Source organism: Planococcus glaciei, from assembly GCF_900099655.1.
Lineage (GTDB): Bacteria > Bacillota > Bacilli > Bacillales_A > Planococcaceae > Planococcus > Planococcus glaciei.
Genome location: NZ_FNDC01000024.1, coordinates 18354 through 35524, shown reverse-complemented (window position 1 = coordinate 35524; position 17171 = coordinate 18354). Strand labels below are relative to the sequence as shown.

Sequence of the window (17171 nt, the reverse complement as noted above, 5' to 3'; positions counted from 1 at the left end):
TGCGCCCGGATCTCCTCAAGCAACACGACACAATTCGTGGTGCCTTCCTGGATTCGTTGAAGCAAGTAGGGTTTATACGGATCTAACTTGCTTGCCCGTTTCGTTCGCTTGGAGCTCCGAGGGAGCTTTTCGGCGTTTATGTATTTGCGGATGGTTTTCCGGTCAAAGCCGGTCTCTTGGGCAATGGCTGTTAACGACCATCCCTTTTGATACAATTCCCGAATCATAAAAAATTCCTCCATTTTCAACATCGACACATACTCCTCTGCAACGTGGTATATGTCGATTATCCTTGATAAATGGGGAATTTTAAAACGGCGTTATTGGGTATTTTATCACCGGCGGTGACAGGTTCACCAGGTTCATGATTTTGTGGAACGGATCATGAGCGGCTGACTCAGAATATGGTAATGGTTCGTCATGAAGCAATACGCCAAAATCGTAAACGGACAATTGACATGGACATGCAGCAGCATGCGCCTGAGCTCAAACATGTCCTCTTTCATTTTAAAGATCGGCTAACGGTTATTGCCGCGCATGATGACATGGTAATAGAAATGGGGATTGAACTCCCATTTTCGTGTCATCTCCTTCACCGCATCAACGAGCCGTGGAATCGGGAAGCCTGGACCTTCCAGTTCAATGCTTCGTCAACCGCGGTGTCCGATACCGTGTCCTTACCCCGAGCGTCCGAAATCGTCCGGGAGAGCCGCAGGATTTTTAAGGAGAACCAGGTGCTCAGTTTCTCCTCGGAGCTGACCGTTTCAATCCGCGTCAGCTGTGTCGGGCTGAAGCGGACCATTTCTTCGAACAGCTTGATCGACACGATGGCGTTCGTGTAATTGCCGCCGTAGCGCATACGCTGCCGGTCGCGTGCAGCCTTCACGATTGAACGGAGCTCTTCTGACGGGACACCCACCGAGGTTTCGAAGACTCTCCGGTTTTTCATTCCCAACACAAAGTCGACCCGGTCGATGATGGGGGCAGTGATCTTCTGCATGTATTTCAAGCGTACTTTGTCGCCGCACGAACAATATTTTTCGTGGGAGCCGTAATAGCCTCACGGGCACGGATTGGTTGCGACAATCAAATTGATCACCGCCGGAAACTGGTCCGCCCCTTCGACGCGATTCACGACCGCAAAGCCGCTTTCCAAAGGCTAGCCCAGCGTAGCGTATCGATGACGCTCTTGGAAAATGGCCAAGTTCGTCCGAAAATAAGGCCCCGCGATGTGCCAGCGTCTAGGAACCGCAACTGCTTTCGGCTGCATTTTTTCATATTTATTAGAAAAGCCAAGTAGCAATAATTGAGCCGCGCACCGGGACCAATTGAGGAAGATAGAGCCACTATTTGCGTAGTAGAAGCCATAAGCACATTATTAAAAATTACCTATTTCGCAATTTGTTAAAATAATCAGACAACCATACAATTAAGTCACATCTTGGCGTAACTATACGGTTCGGCTAATTTTATAAGTGAGAAGGGAGCAAGTACATGAAAAAAGTGGTTAGTGTAGGAATTATGGCAGTTTTGGTCTGCTCGATTTTTGGCAACAACCGGTCTGTTTCAGCAGCAAACTCTTCTGGATTTGATTACGCAGATTACGCACCTGGCGTCACGGTGGAGGCGGATGCTGCTTCTCCAACCGGCAATTATGTCACATTTGTTTATGAAGATGAGACGTCAGCGGCTACAAAAGTCGAACTTTACAGCGATGCCTTCTATCATTTCACCATTGTAGATGGATTTAAAACCCCCTACAAACCGGAGGCCTATAAACCTGGGATGTTCCCCGCCGGCGGCAATAGTGACACCACGTATTATTTATCGCTGGAAAAGATCAAAGACAATTTATGGGGAGGCAGAGTTCCTCTGTCCAGCGGAGCTTATCCTTACAATTTCCGTATTACCAATCCGGATGGCACGACAACCGCAAGACTGGACGACCCTAATAATCCAACATTGACCAATACGGCGACCGACGTTTCCAGCGTGTCCAGCATGGTCTATATTCCATACAATAAGAAGACAATGGGAAAAGGCGATTGGCTGGATCGCTCAGTGGAACTTCCGCGCAAAGATAAAAAAACCGGCACTGTGGAAACGGTAGCCTATACAGGCGCGGCCGGTGACATGCGAGGGCTCGGGGTTTACCTGCCCGACGGCTATACCCCGGGCCGCAAGAAACCATACAAAGTGCTTTATCTGTCCCACGGCATGTCCGGCGTCCCGTACGGCAATGAACTGCGTTGGATGTGAACGAAGGCGCAGTGGCGAATATTACGGATAACTTAATCGCAGGGGGAAAAGCTGAACCCTTTGTAGTGGTCACCATGAACAATCAGGACTTGAATTGGGATTATAAACGGATAGAAGTAGACCAGTTCGAACACATCATGCCGTATGTGGAAGCGAACTACAATGTATCAGATGAGCCCGCGGGCCGTGCCTACGCCGGGTTGTCGATGGGCGGGGTGACCGCTAACCGGATGTATTTCAATCACGCAGATGACTTTGCGTATTTTGGCATTTGGAGTTATGCCGTAACCGGAGATGAACTGAATAATATCGGATCTTACCGCAACCTGGACGACCCATCCGTCATGGTCGGCGTCGGCATTTGGGATTATTTGATCGATCCCGTGCAAAATCTCCATACTGCGCTGAACGAGGAAGGCATCGAACACGCCTATGTGGAAGTTCCCGCTGCGCATGACTGGAAAGCCTGGCATCTGCTTTATGCCGCTTTTGTAGAGGATCATTTGTGGAAGAAGAAAGATAAGAGGAAGGCAAAAGAAGAGTGATTCAGAGGAGAGTTCTTGAAGGACTTGTTTCACCTTTGGAATCAAAGAGAAAGTTTTGAAATCGAAAGAGTTCCGCTCGGCCAGACACATTGTGTTTGGCTTTTTTCTTTTGGTCAGGAAAAAGAGCTTAACGTCTATTCTGGCAAGCTTTTCAGCCTCTACTTAATAAAGTGTATATGACACTAAGTTAATTACATACAACTTTAAAATAAAAGGAATATTTTTACTGTGAAAGGGTATACATTTCTGGTGGGAAATTCGCGAATTGAAACAAGGATGCCTAAGAACAGCTGCATGGAGCAAAAGGAGAAAAGGGAATGAGAAAACACATAAGATTACCAGCAGTCCTCATGGCTGCCTTATTAATCACTACGACATTCGGCAGCGGCGTTTATGCCGGAGAGAAAGCGCCTAGCGCGGAGGCAACAGAAACCGATCAGGTCATCGTCACGTTCAAAGAAGATGCAACAAGTGAACTGGATGATTTGGATGTAGTGGCAGCGGCGACGGTAAAAGCGGAAGAGGCCGTGACAGTGAAGGTTCCGGAAGGGGAAACGGCAGATGAGTATGCCGAGGAGCTGGAAGAAAGAACAGATATTGAAAGCGTGGAGCCTGATCATTTGATCCAACTGACGGATGCCCCGAACAGCGCTCAGTATAGCTATTACCAATATCATCATCAAAGCATTGAAAATGAAAGCGCATGGGCAAAGACAAAAGGGGCGGACGTAACGGTTGCAGTGTTGGACGAGGGATTCGATTTGACGCATCGGAATTTGGCCGGCCGGATCGTTTCGCCATACAGCACCGTGACGGATAGCTCTAAGGGTCTTAGTGTAGATGCGCATGGCACACACGTTGCAGGAATCATCGGCAGTTCGATTGATGATGAGCATTCAGTGGCGGGTGTCGCACCAGAAACGGCGATTATGCCCATTGACGTTTTTGAAGGGGAACTTGCCTATACATCTGATGTGGTGGAAGGAATTTATCAGGCGGTAGAAGCGGGTGCGGATATCATCAATATGAGCCTCAACAACTATTCGTATAATTCCCATTTCGATGCTGCCGTTCAATATGCGCATCAACAGGGACTGGTGCTCGTAGCATCTGCGGGGAATGAGGCTTCCACTCAAACCTATTACCCGTCTGCCTACGACCATGTCATTTCGGTGGGGTCGACCGATTCGACCGACTTCCTCTCGGCTTTTTCGAACCGTGGCAGCGACATCGACCTTGTCGCCCCGGGCAGCGAAATCATCTCGACCTTGCCGAATAATAATTTTGGCGGGATGAGCGGAACGTCGATGGCGGCTCCGATGGTATCGGGTGTAGCGGCACTCGTATGGGCAAATGAGCCGGCATTGACGAATGACGAAGTTGTGGACCGGCTTTTGGACACTGCCAAGGATTTAGGCAAACCCGGAAAAGATGCTTTATACGGGAACGGCCTTGTGAATTCAAAGCAGGCATTACATATCAAGGAATTGCTTCCTCCGGCTGTTTACGACATCTCTGAGCAGTCGATCCAGATTTCCGGCTATCTTCCATTTGAACTGGAAAGCGGCCAAATCATTGTCCGCAATCAGGCGGGTACGGTCATCACGTCGGATGAAGGATACTCTGGATACGCGCAATTCCAGCTGGCTCTCCCGCCGCAAGCAGCTGGAACGAAGCTTTATGTTTCAGTAAGGGATTCCTATGGCAATGAAAGCGAAGAAGCGGAGATTTCCGTACTCAGCGGAACCGTCCCGATGATTTCGGTGACGAGTACGATAACAAACTTTTCTACGCGCATCATCGGTTCAGCGACAGCGGCTGCTCAAGTCGAAGTCAAAGCGGGGGCCAAAACAATCGGTACAGCAGCGGCGGATGCGAAAGGCAAGTATGAAGTGAAGATTCCGAAACAGCCGGCAGGGACCATTCTGTCCATCACGGCTGCCGATTCAAAAGGCAACCGCAGCCGAACCATTGAAGTCCTGGCAGCGGTCGGCGATTATTCCGACTTGAAGTTGAAGCACTGGGCGCTGGATGAAATCATGTATTTGGCAGACGGGCAGATCATTGGTGGATATCCGGACGGCAGATTCCAGCCGGAGAAGAAGACCACCCGCGCCGAAGCGGCGAAGATGCTCGCGCTGGCACTGGAACTGCCGATGAAAGACGCCGCCTCCGGTTATCGCGATGTGTCCGGCAAGCACTGGGCGAAGAATTACATCGCCGCGGTTTCCAAAGCCGGCTTATTCAATGGGAACCTGGACGGAACGTTTGAACCCGATGACATGCTGACGCGTGCAGAAATGGCGAAAGTCATCAGCATTGCCTATAGCCTAGAGGCCAGTAAAGCTGACCATTTCAAAGATGTGAAGCCCAAGCACTGGGCAAAAGGCTATATTTCCGGGCTTTTTGAAGAGGGTATCACCACAGGATACGGGGATGGAACATTCCATCCGGAAGAACCGACTACTAGAGCGGAGTATTCCGTATTTCTGGCGCGGGCTTTGGATAAAAGCTTTCGGTAAGTCTGTAAAGGATAAAAAAACTATAAAAGAGATGGCTTCGATTTCAGATCGGAGCCATTTTTTTTGCCTTCTTTTGGTAAGGGAGCGTGATATTTTTGTTCAGAAGAGATGCTCCTTTTCAAAAGGGTTTTTGTAGTGACTTACTTCTATATAGAGACATCTTTCTTTTCGGTCGGCTGGAAGGAGCCGGCGGATCCGTACACGTCAACGCGTCATAAATTTATAAAGGAAAAAGGGATTGCCTTGAAGATTTTTTGAAGCTGTTTAGGGCAGACAAATTCGAATTTGATAGAGGCGCGAGAGGGATGCTTTCTGTTTGCCTCCACCTACTATCCGCATGAAGTGGAACACGTCAAAAAAAGCGTTGCCGAACAAGCCGAGTTTCATTTGGCCATACGATGAAACAAGAATAGTGCAGGGACAGCAATAAGTCCGTTTATGAAAATCATCCGTCGATTCCCTGTATCTAAATGCTTTTGATTCGATAACAGAGAAAAATTAAAAACAGCGATTTTGAATGATTTTATTAAAACTAAATAGTGGCCGCAAAAAAGTATTTTTATTAACAGAATGTTTTAATTACTCGTTGACATTGCTAAGTGTTCCAAATAAAATAAGATTATTCAAAATACTAAAAGCAATCGAAAATGATAAATCGCTTTCGTTATGAAAGTTTTTTTATCTTTTATTGTTCTTTTGTTCGGAAGGAGGAATCCGGTTCGGTCGTACATAACTAACACCAGGAAGCTGCGGTGCTGCATTAGGAAGTGTTTATTCCCCTTTAGCTCGACGCCTGGGGTTTGCAAAGCTCGTTTATGGAAGAGGAGGAACGGAAAATGAAGAAAAAAGCACGATTTGCAGGGATTTTGTCATTGGTCCTGGTTTTGCTGCTGGCCGCTTGTTCAGGCAATAACGAAGCAACCACCAGTGAAGGGGGCGAAACAGCGGAAAGCGACAAGCAAGGCGGCACGCTTGTCTTCGGCCGCGGCGCCGATTCGGTCGGTTTGGATCCAATCAATGTGACGGACGGCGAATCGATCCGGGTGACGCATAATGTCTTTGAAACCTTACTGGAATACGATCAGAACCTGGAGTTGCAGCCGAAGCTTGCGACCGAGTACAGTTCGAGTGAAGACGGATTGACATGGACATTCAAGCTGCGTGAAGGCGTGAAGTTCCACGACGGGACCGATTTCAACGCGGAAGCGGTGGTCTTCAACTTCGACCGTTGGATGGATCCGGAAAATCCGTACCACCAAGGCGATTTCCCGTATTATCCGTTCCTTTACGGCGGGTTTAAAGGCGACGAAAACCACTTGATCGAGCACGTGAAAGCGACAGGCGACCATGAACTGGAGATTAAGCTGAAACGCAAAACGGCGCCGTTCTTAAGTTATTTGGCGATTTCGATGTTCGGCATCGCGAGCCCGGCAGCCATTGAGAAATATGGCGACACGCTGAATGAGCATCCGGTAGGGACAGGGCCGTTCATGTTTGAGGAATGGAGCCGCAACAAGACCATCACGTTGGCGAAAAATCCGGAATACTGGATGGAAGGCAAGCCATATCTGGACAAATTGATCTTCCAGGTGATTCCGGAAAACGCCGCACGCTTGAACGCGCTGCAGACCGGGGAAATTGATGTGCTCGACGGCATGAATGCAACCGATACGTCGAGCGTGGAAAACGCGGACGGGCTTGAATTGCTGAAGCGGCCAAGCTTCAATATCGGTTATATGGCGTTCAACACGGAAAAAGCACCGTTTGATAACCCGTTGGTCCGCCAGGCCATCAACATGGCCGTTGATAAGGACAATATTGTCGATGCGTTCTATAACGGCCTTGCCGATGTGGCCACGAGCCCGCTGCCGCCATCGCTCTGGAGCCACGACGATTCCTTGGAGAAGTACGACTACAATGTGGAAGAAGCGAAGAAGCTTTTGAAAGAAGCCGGATTTGAGAACGGGTTCAAGACCAAATTGCATACGATGAGCAACCCACGCCCCTACATGCCGGAACCGATGAAAATTGCGGAAGCGATCCAATCGGACCTGGCGAAAGTCGGCATCGAAGCGGAAATCGTGTCGATGGAATGGGCGACGTACCTGGAGGATACGAAAGCCGGCGCTCACGACATGGCTCTTTACGGCTGGACCGGGGTTATGGCAGATCCGGACAATTTCCTGTATCCGAACCTCAGCAAGACAAACACCAACGTACCGGCACAGAACATTGCGTTCTATAAAAGCGATGAGTTCACCGCTTTGATTACGGAAGCGCGTGAAACGATCGACCAGGACAAACGCATCGAGCTTTATAAACAGGCGCAGCAGCTGTTCCAGAAAGATGCACCGTGGCTGATGCTCGCGTATACCACGCCGCCTCTTGCACAGATGGATTACGTGGAAGGTTACGTGCCGCATCCGATGAGCAACGATTTGTTTACAGACGTCTACCTATCAAACTAAGGGCTTGGAGTGATCTCGTGTATCAATTATTGAAGGAATTGTGTGAACTGGTCGGGCCGAGCGGTTTCGAACAGGATGTCCAGCGGTTTATCCGGGACCAGGTAAAAGACGGAGCGGATAAGGTGCAAGTGGATGCCCTCGGCAACCTGATTGTTAAAATCAACGCCACCGACCCGGAAATGCCTTCGGTTTTATTGGCAGCGCATGCAGATGAAATCGGGCTGATCGTCAAAAAGATCGAACCGAACGGCACGCTCCGTTTCGAGAAGCTTGGCGGGTTCGATGACCGCATTCTGCTGGCCCAGCCGGTGACGATCAAAGGGAGTGAAGGGTATGTGGAAGGTGTAATCGGGACGCTTTCCATGCATTACGTGAAATGGGATGATCCGAAGCGCATCGATTCCCACCGGGAACTCTATATTGATATCGGAGCGGGCTCTGTTGAAGAAGTCGCGGAAATGGGTGTGAAAGTCGGCCAGCCGATCAGCTACGGCAGCGGCTTGAAACTGATTGGCGATAAAAAGCGCAACCGCGCCGTCGGCAAAGCGCTGGACGACCGGGCGGGCTGTGCGGTGTTGATCGAGTTCATCAAGGCGCTAAAAGATCATCCGGACCGGGTCCACGGCGACGTCTATTGCGTCTTCACCGTGCAGGAGGAAGTCGGGCTGCGGGGGGCATCGGTGCTGTCGCCAGCCATCCAGCCGGACTTCGCTTTGGCGATCGATACCACGCCGACGAGCGACACCTATGATGTGCTGATGACCGGAACGCGGGTGCTCGGCGGCGGTCCCTGCATCAAAATCGCCGACAAATCGCTGATCGCCCATCCCCTTGTCACGGGGCTGCTAGAGAAAGTGGCCGTTGAACGAAACATCCCACATCAGCTGGAAGTCTTTATGGGCATCGGAACAGATGCCGGCGCCATCCATATGACATCGACCGGCGTATCATCCGGCGTTCTCTCCATTCCGTCCCGCTATACGCATTCGCCGGTGGAAATCGTCGATTTGGACGATCTGGAAAACACCATCAAGTTGGCGGCGGAATTCGTCTATCATACAGGGGAACTGAAGGGGAAGAATTTCTTGGATACGTGAATGTGCATGGATGGTGTGCCAGGCACACCAATCGTTGAACCAAAAGATGAATGAACGGTTAAAAGAGTCCATTCCCGGTCCACGGGAATGGATTCTTTTTGGGGCGAAAGCAAAAAGGGGGGGTAGCCATTGCATAGAAAAATAGGGTTTTACAAATGACAATTTCCCGGGAACCTTTAACGTTCAATTAGAAAATCATCATTTTATGTGGTAATATACGCTTCACAAAAAGCCCAGCTTTAGTCTTGCCTAGAAGAAATCAGCTAATTAGCACAAGTGCTAGAATCATAGATGTTGCAGTTGAAAGGGGAATATCATGAAGATTTTTCAGAGTTGCTTATGGCAAACGAATTCGACGTTAATCGAGGGGAAGGAGGAGTGTTTTCTCTTTGATCCGACCTACTTTCCACATGAATTGGAACACATCAAAGGAGCGTTGCCGGACAAGCCGTTGAACTTAATTTACACCCATGCGGATTGGGATCATATTGCCGGATTTTCTGAGTTTTCATATGGCCATACGATTGGCCATTGCAAGATCAGTGAACAGGCAGACCAAAGAGAGAAAGCGCGCTCTTTTGATCTTCAATGGTATGTCGCACGCAACAAAGAACTCGAGTTTCCACGGATTGATGAGGAAATCGTGGGGGAGACAACCAAAGCGGCTTCGGATGATACTTTGTATTTTTTGCCGATACCCGGCCATACCCCTGACATGATGGCCACCTTTTTTCTGGAACGCAAAGTGGTGGTGGCAGGAGATGTGTTATCCGATCTGGAATTTCCTTTTATCTTTTATTCCAGTCAAAAATACTTGGAGAGCCTGGAGACGATGAAAGAGAAAGTACTGGAGTTTGGTATTCATACCTTGGTTCCTGGCCACGGCCTTCCTGTACTGGATTCTCAAAAGGAAATCCTCCGGCAGATCGAAGACGATTTGGATTACCTTTACCAATTGAAATCCGGCAATCAGCGTGCCCGTTACCAGGGCGATCCCATTCCGCCCCACCTCATTTCTTGGCATGAAGGGAATATCGAATTTATTAAGACGGAAGGTGAGTGAGGCAAAATCATCTTTTCAAGCAGGACGCGATGGATCTGGCTGTAGATACTAAGGCGGCTGAGCATGGAGTGGTTTTTATTGTAGAATAGCACTTCTGATGAAAAGATTAATTCCATCTTAAATTAGTCGGCATCATTTCATTCAGAAAAAATTTAATAAATAACAATGTAATCAACTCTTAATTCAGATTTTCTCCTTTTATTTTTATGGAATTTCCCAATTTCAGTTTAAATCGGTTCTTACTAGGGAAACATTCCATATACTGAAATATTATAGGGGGAAAGCAGTTGGAGTTTTTTTTACAGAAAGTCGCTGATTTCTCGGCATGGTTATGGGGGATTCCGCTCATCACGGTGCTGCTGTTATCAGGGCTTTATATGACATTTAAACTTGGATTTTTTCAATTCCGTTATTTTGGCTATATCATCGGACAAACCTTCGGCAGTGTGTTCAAGAAACCGAAAGGCGAAGGGACGGTCACGCCTTTTCAGGCGCTGACGTCGGCTCTTTCTTCCACCATAGGTGCAGCGAATATTGTCGGGGTGCCGGCGGCAATCATGTTCGGTGGACCCGGAGCGGTGTTCTGGATGTGGGTCATTGCGCTGATCGGCATGGCGCTCAAATTTGCTGAAAGCGTGCTTGCGGTCGAGTACCGCGAGAAAAACGCCAAGGGCGAATTTGTCGGCGGGCCGATGTATTACATGACGAAAGGCTTGAACATGAAATGGCTCGGCGTCTGGTTTTCCTTCGCCTTGATGATTGAATTGATTCCGAGCATCATGGTGCAGGGGAATTCCATCGCCACTACAGTTGAAACGACATTCAATATTCCTGCCTTATGGACGGGTATTGCCACTGCCGTTCTAATCTCCATTGTCGTATTCGGCGGCATCCAGCGGATCGGCAAGGTAACGGAAATTTTTGTTCCGTTTATGGCGTTGTTTTATGTCGGAGGCGCAGTCGTGATTCTGTTGATGAACGTCAGTGCGGTTCCGGAATTCTTCATGCTGATTTTCAGCAACGCATTTTCTCCTGCGCCCGTTGTCGGCGGTTTTGCCGGGGCAGCCATTGTGGAAGTGATCCGATGGGGATTTGCCCGCGGTCTTTATTCCAACGAAGCAGGGCTTGGAACGGCGCCGATCGCCCACGCAGCGGCCATGACCGACCATCCGGTCAGACAAGGCTTCTGGGCAGTCGTCGGCGTAGTCGTCGATACGCTGATCGTCTGTACCGCGACCGCATTTGTCATTTTGTCATCCGGTGTCTGGACGGCAGACGGAGCCATGGACAATTCTTCTGCGTTGACGAGCTTGGCATTTGAATCGTATTTTGGCGGATTTGGTTCAATCCTTGTCACCATCGCCTTGATATTCTTTGTTCTGTCTACGATACTCGTCGTTGTTTTCTACGGAGCGAAGCAGGCCGAGTTCCTGTTCGGCATGAAAGCGTCTTACGGCATGCAAGTCGTTTATATCCTGGCCATCGTGTTGGGAGCGGTCGGCGCAGCAGAAGTGATTTGGGGCTTCCTCGACATTATGCTTGCGGCCATACTCATTCCGAACGTCATCGCCATCCTGTTGTTGAGTAACAAAGTAAAAGCACTGACCACCGAGTTTTTCACATCGGATCAGTATTATAAGAAAGACCAGAAAGAGAAAAAAGCGAAAAAAACAGCGGCTAGAGAGAGTTATGAGTCTTAACTGGATCTCTGCTGTGTAAAAGAGTAAAAGCCTTGAGTTTTCCTATGGGAGATTCAAGGCTTTTGTTGTGTCTAGAGAATAAGAAGGTTGTTTGAACTCTTTTACTTGAGAGCCGGAAAAAGAGAACTATATACTGACCTAATAAATGTATGTATTTTAGTTAAATAATACTAGTACTATAGAACTTGTTAAGATAAAATAAAGTGAATAAAGGAATTAGAAAGGAGCAGAAATATGGCGCGTAAAACAAGAAGTGATTGTACGGTGGGTACATTTGAAAAGAAACATGGATTACCTGCGGGTACAATTAGAAATCCGAATGGTAGAGATACTAGAAGTGATAAAAAGATTGGGACAATCCGAAAAGAAATGGAAAAGAAATGAAAAGGGAGAAAGGATGAGTTAAATGGTAATTCCTATGTCTATACAAATACAATTAGCTGTTATAGCGGCAAATCCCAAATTAATTGGACAGCTTTGTAATTTAGTTGGAGATATGCCTAATATTGATTTTCCTTCAGCGGGAGGGAAGGTTTTTTGGAATACATTGGAAGAGAATTCTGGATGGAAGCTTCAACAGAACAAAATGACTGGTCATTGTAGATTATTAGATCCAAATGACCTTCGGAAGGCATGGGGATCAGAAGAAGTAATGTCCAATGCACTTAAAAGATTTAATGAGAAATTTGGACAGGTAAACCAGCAGGTCGCAATTCCTTTATCAGAAGATACCATTGAGAAATTAAGTGAAATAGCTCAAATGTATAAAGATGGAATATTAACAGAAGAAGAGTTTACTAAATTAAAGCGACAACTAATATAATGACTCCATATTAGTGATTTCCCGCATTTCGATTTCTTTTATTAATACAAAACAATTAGACATGGCAGAACCCGAAGACTGTACAAAAAAATAGAAACGCCGTATTCGCAAGTATATTGTGAATACGGCGTTTCTATTTTTTTCTGATAGCTTTCTTAGTTTATTCACATAAACACTAATCCACCATCAGTCACAATAGTTTGTCCTGTGTTATATCCGCTTCTTCAGATGTCATGAAAGAGACTAGGTTAACCATATCTTCCGGAGCCTGGCAGGATATTTCCAGAGAATTGTTTGAAGGCATCCTCGGCTGTATATGGTAATGTACTTCACCATTTCTTCCTCGATTCGGTCATACCTAGCGATGCTGGCTACGCCTGGACAATATGCATTGACTCGGATATTGTGTTTCGTTAATTCTTTTGCAGAAGAATAAGTAAATAATTTGACCGCATGCTTCGTCGCAGTATACGTAGACAGCATTTCATAGGATTCGCGTCTTGGGGCTGCTTTTCATTCTTTCATACATAGCACTTATTTTGTACTAATGGCTCCGCTGATCCAACCTTCCTTCCCATTACCAAGCAAAACTTTATGCCATTGAGTACCATTAGAATCGGTTTTGTCTTTGTTTAAATATTGAATTTTGTCTTTCTTACCTACAGTAGTAATGACGGCTCCATCTAGTGTAGGTGAATCACGAAGATTGGCGAATTCAACTGTTAGAGTTAAATAAGTTATAGACGGCTTTTCAATAGTCGTTGGATTATCGGAAGATTTTTCATTGCTAGAGTTATATACTTCAGAGCCCAAAGCAAAACTACTGAAAAGTATTACTACTCCAAGGATAGTAACTAAAAGTTTTTGTCTTTTTTTCAATATCCATTCAAGTGGAAAGTTTCGCCAAGGAAGGAATATAGACTTAATATATTCATCTTTAAGATACTGGGTCAGCTTATCTGGTTTACCAATTTCTTTATCAATTTTTTGTAAGCCTTTAATTTGTTTAGCAGAAAAGTAAACTCTCTTTTCATCTGGCGAATCTGCAGTTCTATCCTTTAATCCAAGTATTTCTTCTAAAAAATTTGTTACTAGTAACAAGGCTTTTGACTCGTTCTGTATGTCATTCACAGAAAGACCAACTTCCCCGATAAATATTCCAGTAGATTGCGTCCGCTGATAGACGCGATTCCAATAATCTAAAATAACTTGCAAATCTTCTACTTTACCATTTTCAATTCCTTCTTTTACAAAACGGAATAGTAAATGTCCTTGCTTTGCAAAAGGGGAGTCGATGTCTTTATCTTGTATTAAGAGCGGCAATTCTTGATAGAGCTTCTTGCAGGTGGTAAAGAATTGTTCTTTATGGCCATTTTTATATTCTTCTAATAGAGCTTCTTGAAAAGCTAAATAGTAATACTTATGAGCAATGTAGAGAGTTGACTTTTCCTCATAGAGTTTGCTTCTTGCTAATATGGGCTGTTTTTTAATAATTTGAAAGAGTTCGCCGGAAATTTTAATAGACTCTTTCCACTGTTTATTAAGAATAAGTTGTTTAATGCCAAAAGTTGTTTTTTTAACCCATTTCTCTGCAGCCCTGGATTCTTTCTCTGTGATGGTCAAAGTATAATGTCCGCTAAGTAAAGACATAGATTCAAAAGTGTAATTATATAAATTGAGTTGGTCATTGACTCGAGAAATTGTGCCTCCGTATATTGTCATTACCGCCAATCGGTAATTATCCTCAAGAGTTTTCATAAACTTATCGAAGTCTTCACTATAGGAATTCCACTGGTTTAAAACTTTAGTCATAGAGCTTTCGAGTATTGTTTTATCGTTTCCATTCATTAAAGCACCTATACCTGCGCCGGCAAAAGGGATTCCTACAAACATACCCAGTAAGGCAGCACCTCCTTTAATGAAAGCTTGGTCTTTGCTATTTTGATGAATCTTTTCTAGGACCGCAGCATGGTTACCAATAGATTCTGTATATTTTTTTAAAGAATTAATAAGAAGTTTGACATGCTGTAAAATTGACTGTTTTAACTTATTAAAGAAATGTGTAGGGTAGACATATCGAGTAAATAGTTTTCCAAACTCTTGTGTTTTAAGCTTTTTAATAAATTTCTGGTACTCTTTTTCCAACTCATTAAATTTGAGTGCAGCTTGTAACTCTTTTGAAATTTGTTTGGGATCAGTTAATCTGAAAAACTCTTTCAAGTATTGATTCTTATCCTCTTTTGTCGGTTTATTTGGAAATGATTGATCAAGTTTAGAGAGTGCATCATACCGAATCTTTAACTTTTGCCAAATTAGTTCCATGGATTCTTCAGTTTTAGTTTGAACAAAAGCAATGATTTCTTCGCAAACTTCTATATTGAAACGCTTTTGCAAATCAATCACAATATTACTGTATTCGACCTGAGAATTAATGAAATAATTTTCTATTTTTTTTGCGGATTTTTTAATTGCCATATTAGAATAAACCGAGGAAGTCTAATCCATCAACAGCATCTATAGTGGAACTTAAGTCTGCCAAAGAAAATTGCGATAAAATAGCTTCAATGTCGACGAATGAATTTTGCAAATCCAATGACGACATAGGGAAGTTTTGCTCAATGAATGGAGAGCTAAAAGCCACTAGAGTATTGCCAAAAAAATCTGGAGAGCTAGTAAGTAGTGATTCAGAAGCAGAATTCGAAAAAACTACTCCATCTCCTGCAAAGTTAGGAATTGTAGTTCCAATAAAGACTCCGCCTTTTTCGAAGGATTCGGCACCGAAAATAGATGCGGTGCCGACGATATCCGGTGTTGTTCCTGTAAAATCAAGCGTGGCACTCCCATAAACATTTTCTGATAAATGAGCAGTTTCTCCATTTGTAAACATCACAGTTTCTCCACCAGCTGCACTAGGAGTCGTTTCTAAAATAGTCGTTCCATTTTCATCTGTTAATGTAGATCCCCCTAGTAAATTTTTCTTGAACTTAAGAACTCCTGCCATCGGAGGAATCAGTTTATCATTGGCATATATTGCACTTAATAAAGTTGAATTAAAAGAATCCATCAAAATACCTCTCTTCTATCGTGATTATATACCCATTATAATCCGTTAAATGGTAAAAAAACAATACGATGTATTTCTAAATTTAAAATTTTCTTAACTTTTTCGTATGCATTAATCTCTTAAATGAAGAATGACTTTCACTAAAGTAAGAGCGATTAAAAAAAGCACGCTGCCAGCTAATAAGCGAGACAGACGTGCTTTTTAAATTTATATAGCTATTTGCTTAGTAGCTAATTGCTCAATATCCGTAATGTAATAGCCATAATCCAGGATTTCCACGGTGTACATTTTTGTTTTGTAATATTGATAATCATCTCCATCGGAGGAGAAAAGGAAAGTTTCGTCTGTGATAACTTGCAGGGTTTGTTTATCTATTGCTTTAACGTCGGTTACTACAGTCGATTCGAAATCGTAGGTATAGTATGCGTCCATAGCATTATGCCGGGCAATATCTGCGACGTAATCCGATTGTATTTGACTGCCTGGAGGGAAGTAACTGGAAATATAAGAGAATTCACCGTAGTTAAGAGCTGACTCAAACTCGTTTCGGAAAGAGGCGATATATTCACTGACAGCATATTCATTCGATTCTTCTAAGTCTTGAAGTTCTCCAGCCGCTTGTTTTTCAGCTCGTGCTGCAGCTGCTTTCTTTTGAACATGGGCAAATGTAAGGTGGGCACTTGCCGAATCAATGGAGACAGGTTCACTCTTTACAACCTTGCCTTTATCATCTTTTGTTTCAGCTATGATCTCCACTGATCCATCAAAAGCGACCGGACCAATAGAGTTCATCTCTTTGACAGTTTTTTTAGTAGATTCCCCGTCAATCCACAATACGGCCTCTGCAACATCAGATGTAATATTGAGCATGCCCCCATTCAATTCAGGATTAAGTACATAGGAATTGGAGCCGTCTCCTTTTACAGTAGCTGTTCCTTTAGTTTTAATCGGAGAATAAGAACTGGTGGCGGAAGCGGTCCATGGGTAACTGCCAGGCAGGAATTTTCCTACAACTACTGTTTCGCCGCTGTCACCTGTGACTTCTTTGGCACCGATATCTATCGTGGTTTTGTCTAAGGGCATTTCAGCTTCCACTTTAATAGGATGGACCAGAAAAGAAACGCGATCATACAAACCGAAAAGCACAGGTTCAGTTACTACTGACAAAAATTTATTTCCATTTGAATCCAGTATTATATTGGAGAGGCCATCCGTTTTTAAAAGTGAAGTTTCCGTTTTTAGCTGGTCACGAATGCTTTCCCATCCTTCTTTTTCAACAAAATCATAAAAACCTTGTTCATCTTTTACGACATCATCTTCCACAGTGAAGTAAGACATAAACTGGGCCGAGTCGCTCTTGGTGTAAGTTTGATTCATTTCAATAATTCTTTTGGAAGCATCGTATTTTGTTTGTAAAAAAAGATGGGTTCCGACTAAGCCCGTTACAAGCACGGCAGCACTAATGAGCCCAATCAATCTTTTTTTGCGTTTTTTTGGCGGCAAAATGGTGTGTTTTGTTTCCTGTATTGGCAGAACTTTTTCTGATTCCTCAAATTTCAAGCCGCAATTCAAGCAGAACTTATCGCTCTCTTTTCTTTCGGTTCCACAATTCGTACAATTTCTCATAACA

The 17171-nt window shown here is 44.9% G+C and carries 15 protein-coding genes and 2 pseudogenes; 9 read left to right on the top strand and 8 right to left on the bottom strand.

Features of this window, described 5'->3' with window-relative positions; translation table 11 throughout:
- The 4 genes and pseudogenes from BLQ32_RS19070 to BLQ32_RS20250 all read right to left on the bottom strand — a co-directional run.
- On the bottom strand, positions 1–251 hold a 251-nt coding region (locus BLQ32_RS19070), incomplete at its 3' end, for a terminase gpP N-terminus-related DNA-binding protein (protein WP_139150575.1).
- Between the two features lie 111 nt (positions 252–362).
- Positions 363–494, bottom strand: a complete 132-nt coding sequence (locus BLQ32_RS20135; RefSeq protein ID WP_280513371.1) for a hypothetical protein — start codon at positions 492–494, stop codon at positions 363–365.
- Positions 495–592: 98 nt separating this feature from the next.
- Positions 593–919, bottom strand: a complete 327-nt coding sequence (locus BLQ32_RS20090) for a magnesium chelatase subunit ChlI family protein (RefSeq protein ID WP_244890391.1) — start codon at positions 917–919, stop codon at positions 593–595.
- Positions 920–952: 33 nt separating this feature from the next.
- Positions 953–1156: pseudogene (locus BLQ32_RS20250) on the bottom strand (ATP-binding protein); the annotation flags it as partial.
- Positions 1157–1494: 338 nt separating this feature from the next.
- Here BLQ32_RS20250 and BLQ32_RS19055 point away from each other — a divergent pair.
- From BLQ32_RS19055 to BLQ32_RS19920, 9 genes are all read left to right on the top strand, one after another.
- Positions 1495–2259: an alpha/beta hydrolase gene (locus tag BLQ32_RS19055; protein WP_074511792.1), complete on the top strand. Its 765-nt coding sequence runs from the start codon at positions 1495–1497 to the stop codon at positions 2257–2259.
- Positions 2256–2804, top strand: coding sequence for an alpha/beta hydrolase (locus BLQ32_RS19050; RefSeq protein WP_074511790.1), 549 nt, complete (start codon positions 2256–2258; stop codon positions 2802–2804). Before BLQ32_RS19055 ends, BLQ32_RS19050 begins: the two co-directional genes overlap by 4 nt.
- A 317-nt stretch (positions 2805–3121) precedes the next feature.
- On the top strand, positions 3122–5326 hold the full coding sequence (locus BLQ32_RS19045; RefSeq protein ID WP_074511789.1) for a S8 family peptidase: 2205 nt from the start codon (positions 3122–3124) through the stop codon (positions 5324–5326).
- 836 nt (positions 5327–6162) lie between these two features.
- Positions 6163–7794 (top strand): ABC transporter substrate-binding protein, encoded by a 1632-nt coding sequence (locus BLQ32_RS19040; protein WP_074511788.1) that lies wholly within the window; start codon positions 6163–6165, stop codon positions 7792–7794.
- Positions 7795–7811: 17 nt separating this feature from the next.
- Complete coding sequence (locus tag BLQ32_RS19035; protein ID WP_074511786.1) at positions 7812–8891, top strand: M42 family metallopeptidase; 1080 nt, start codon at positions 7812–7814, stop codon at positions 8889–8891.
- Positions 8892–9207: 316 nt separating this feature from the next.
- Entirely contained in the window at positions 9208–9954 is a 747-nt protein-coding gene (locus BLQ32_RS19030) for an MBL fold metallo-hydrolase (RefSeq protein WP_074511785.1), read from the top strand.
- A 287-nt stretch (positions 9955–10241) separates the two neighbouring features.
- Positions 10242–11654, top strand: coding sequence for an alanine/glycine:cation symporter family protein (locus tag BLQ32_RS19025; protein ID WP_074511784.1), 1413 nt, complete (start codon positions 10242–10244; stop codon positions 11652–11654).
- Between the two features lie 234 nt (positions 11655–11888).
- Positions 11889–12038, top strand: a complete 150-nt coding sequence (locus BLQ32_RS19925; RefSeq protein WP_175557155.1) for a hypothetical protein — start codon at positions 11889–11891, stop codon at positions 12036–12038.
- A 22-nt stretch (positions 12039–12060) separates the two neighbouring features.
- Positions 12061–12477, top strand: coding sequence for an SHOCT domain-containing protein (locus BLQ32_RS19920; protein WP_074511783.1), 417 nt, complete (start codon positions 12061–12063; stop codon positions 12475–12477).
- 164 nt (positions 12478–12641) lie between these two features.
- Here the strand turns inward: BLQ32_RS19920 and BLQ32_RS19630 are convergent.
- The 4 genes and pseudogenes from BLQ32_RS19630 to BLQ32_RS19000 all read right to left on the bottom strand — a co-directional run.
- Positions 12642–12972, bottom strand: a pseudogene (locus tag BLQ32_RS19630) (SDR family oxidoreductase); the annotation flags it as partial.
- Positions 12973–13011: 39 nt separating this feature from the next.
- Positions 13012–14952 carry an SH3 domain-containing protein gene (locus BLQ32_RS19010; RefSeq protein ID WP_074511781.1) on the bottom strand — a complete coding sequence of 647 codons (1941 nt, stop codon included), beginning with the start codon at positions 14950–14952 and terminating at the stop codon, positions 13012–13014.
- 1 nt (position 14953) lies between these two features.
- The gene (locus tag BLQ32_RS19005; protein WP_074511779.1) at positions 14954–15541 is read right to left on the bottom strand and encodes a hypothetical protein; all 588 of its coding nucleotides are present in this window, start codon (positions 15539–15541) and stop codon (positions 14954–14956) included.
- Between the two features lie 207 nt (positions 15542–15748).
- A complete protein-coding gene (locus BLQ32_RS19000) occupies positions 15749–17167 on the bottom strand; it encodes a TcaA 3rd/4th domain-containing protein (RefSeq protein ID WP_074511777.1) in 1419 nt (472 codons plus the stop codon).
- Positions 17168–17171: the final 4 nt, after the last annotated feature.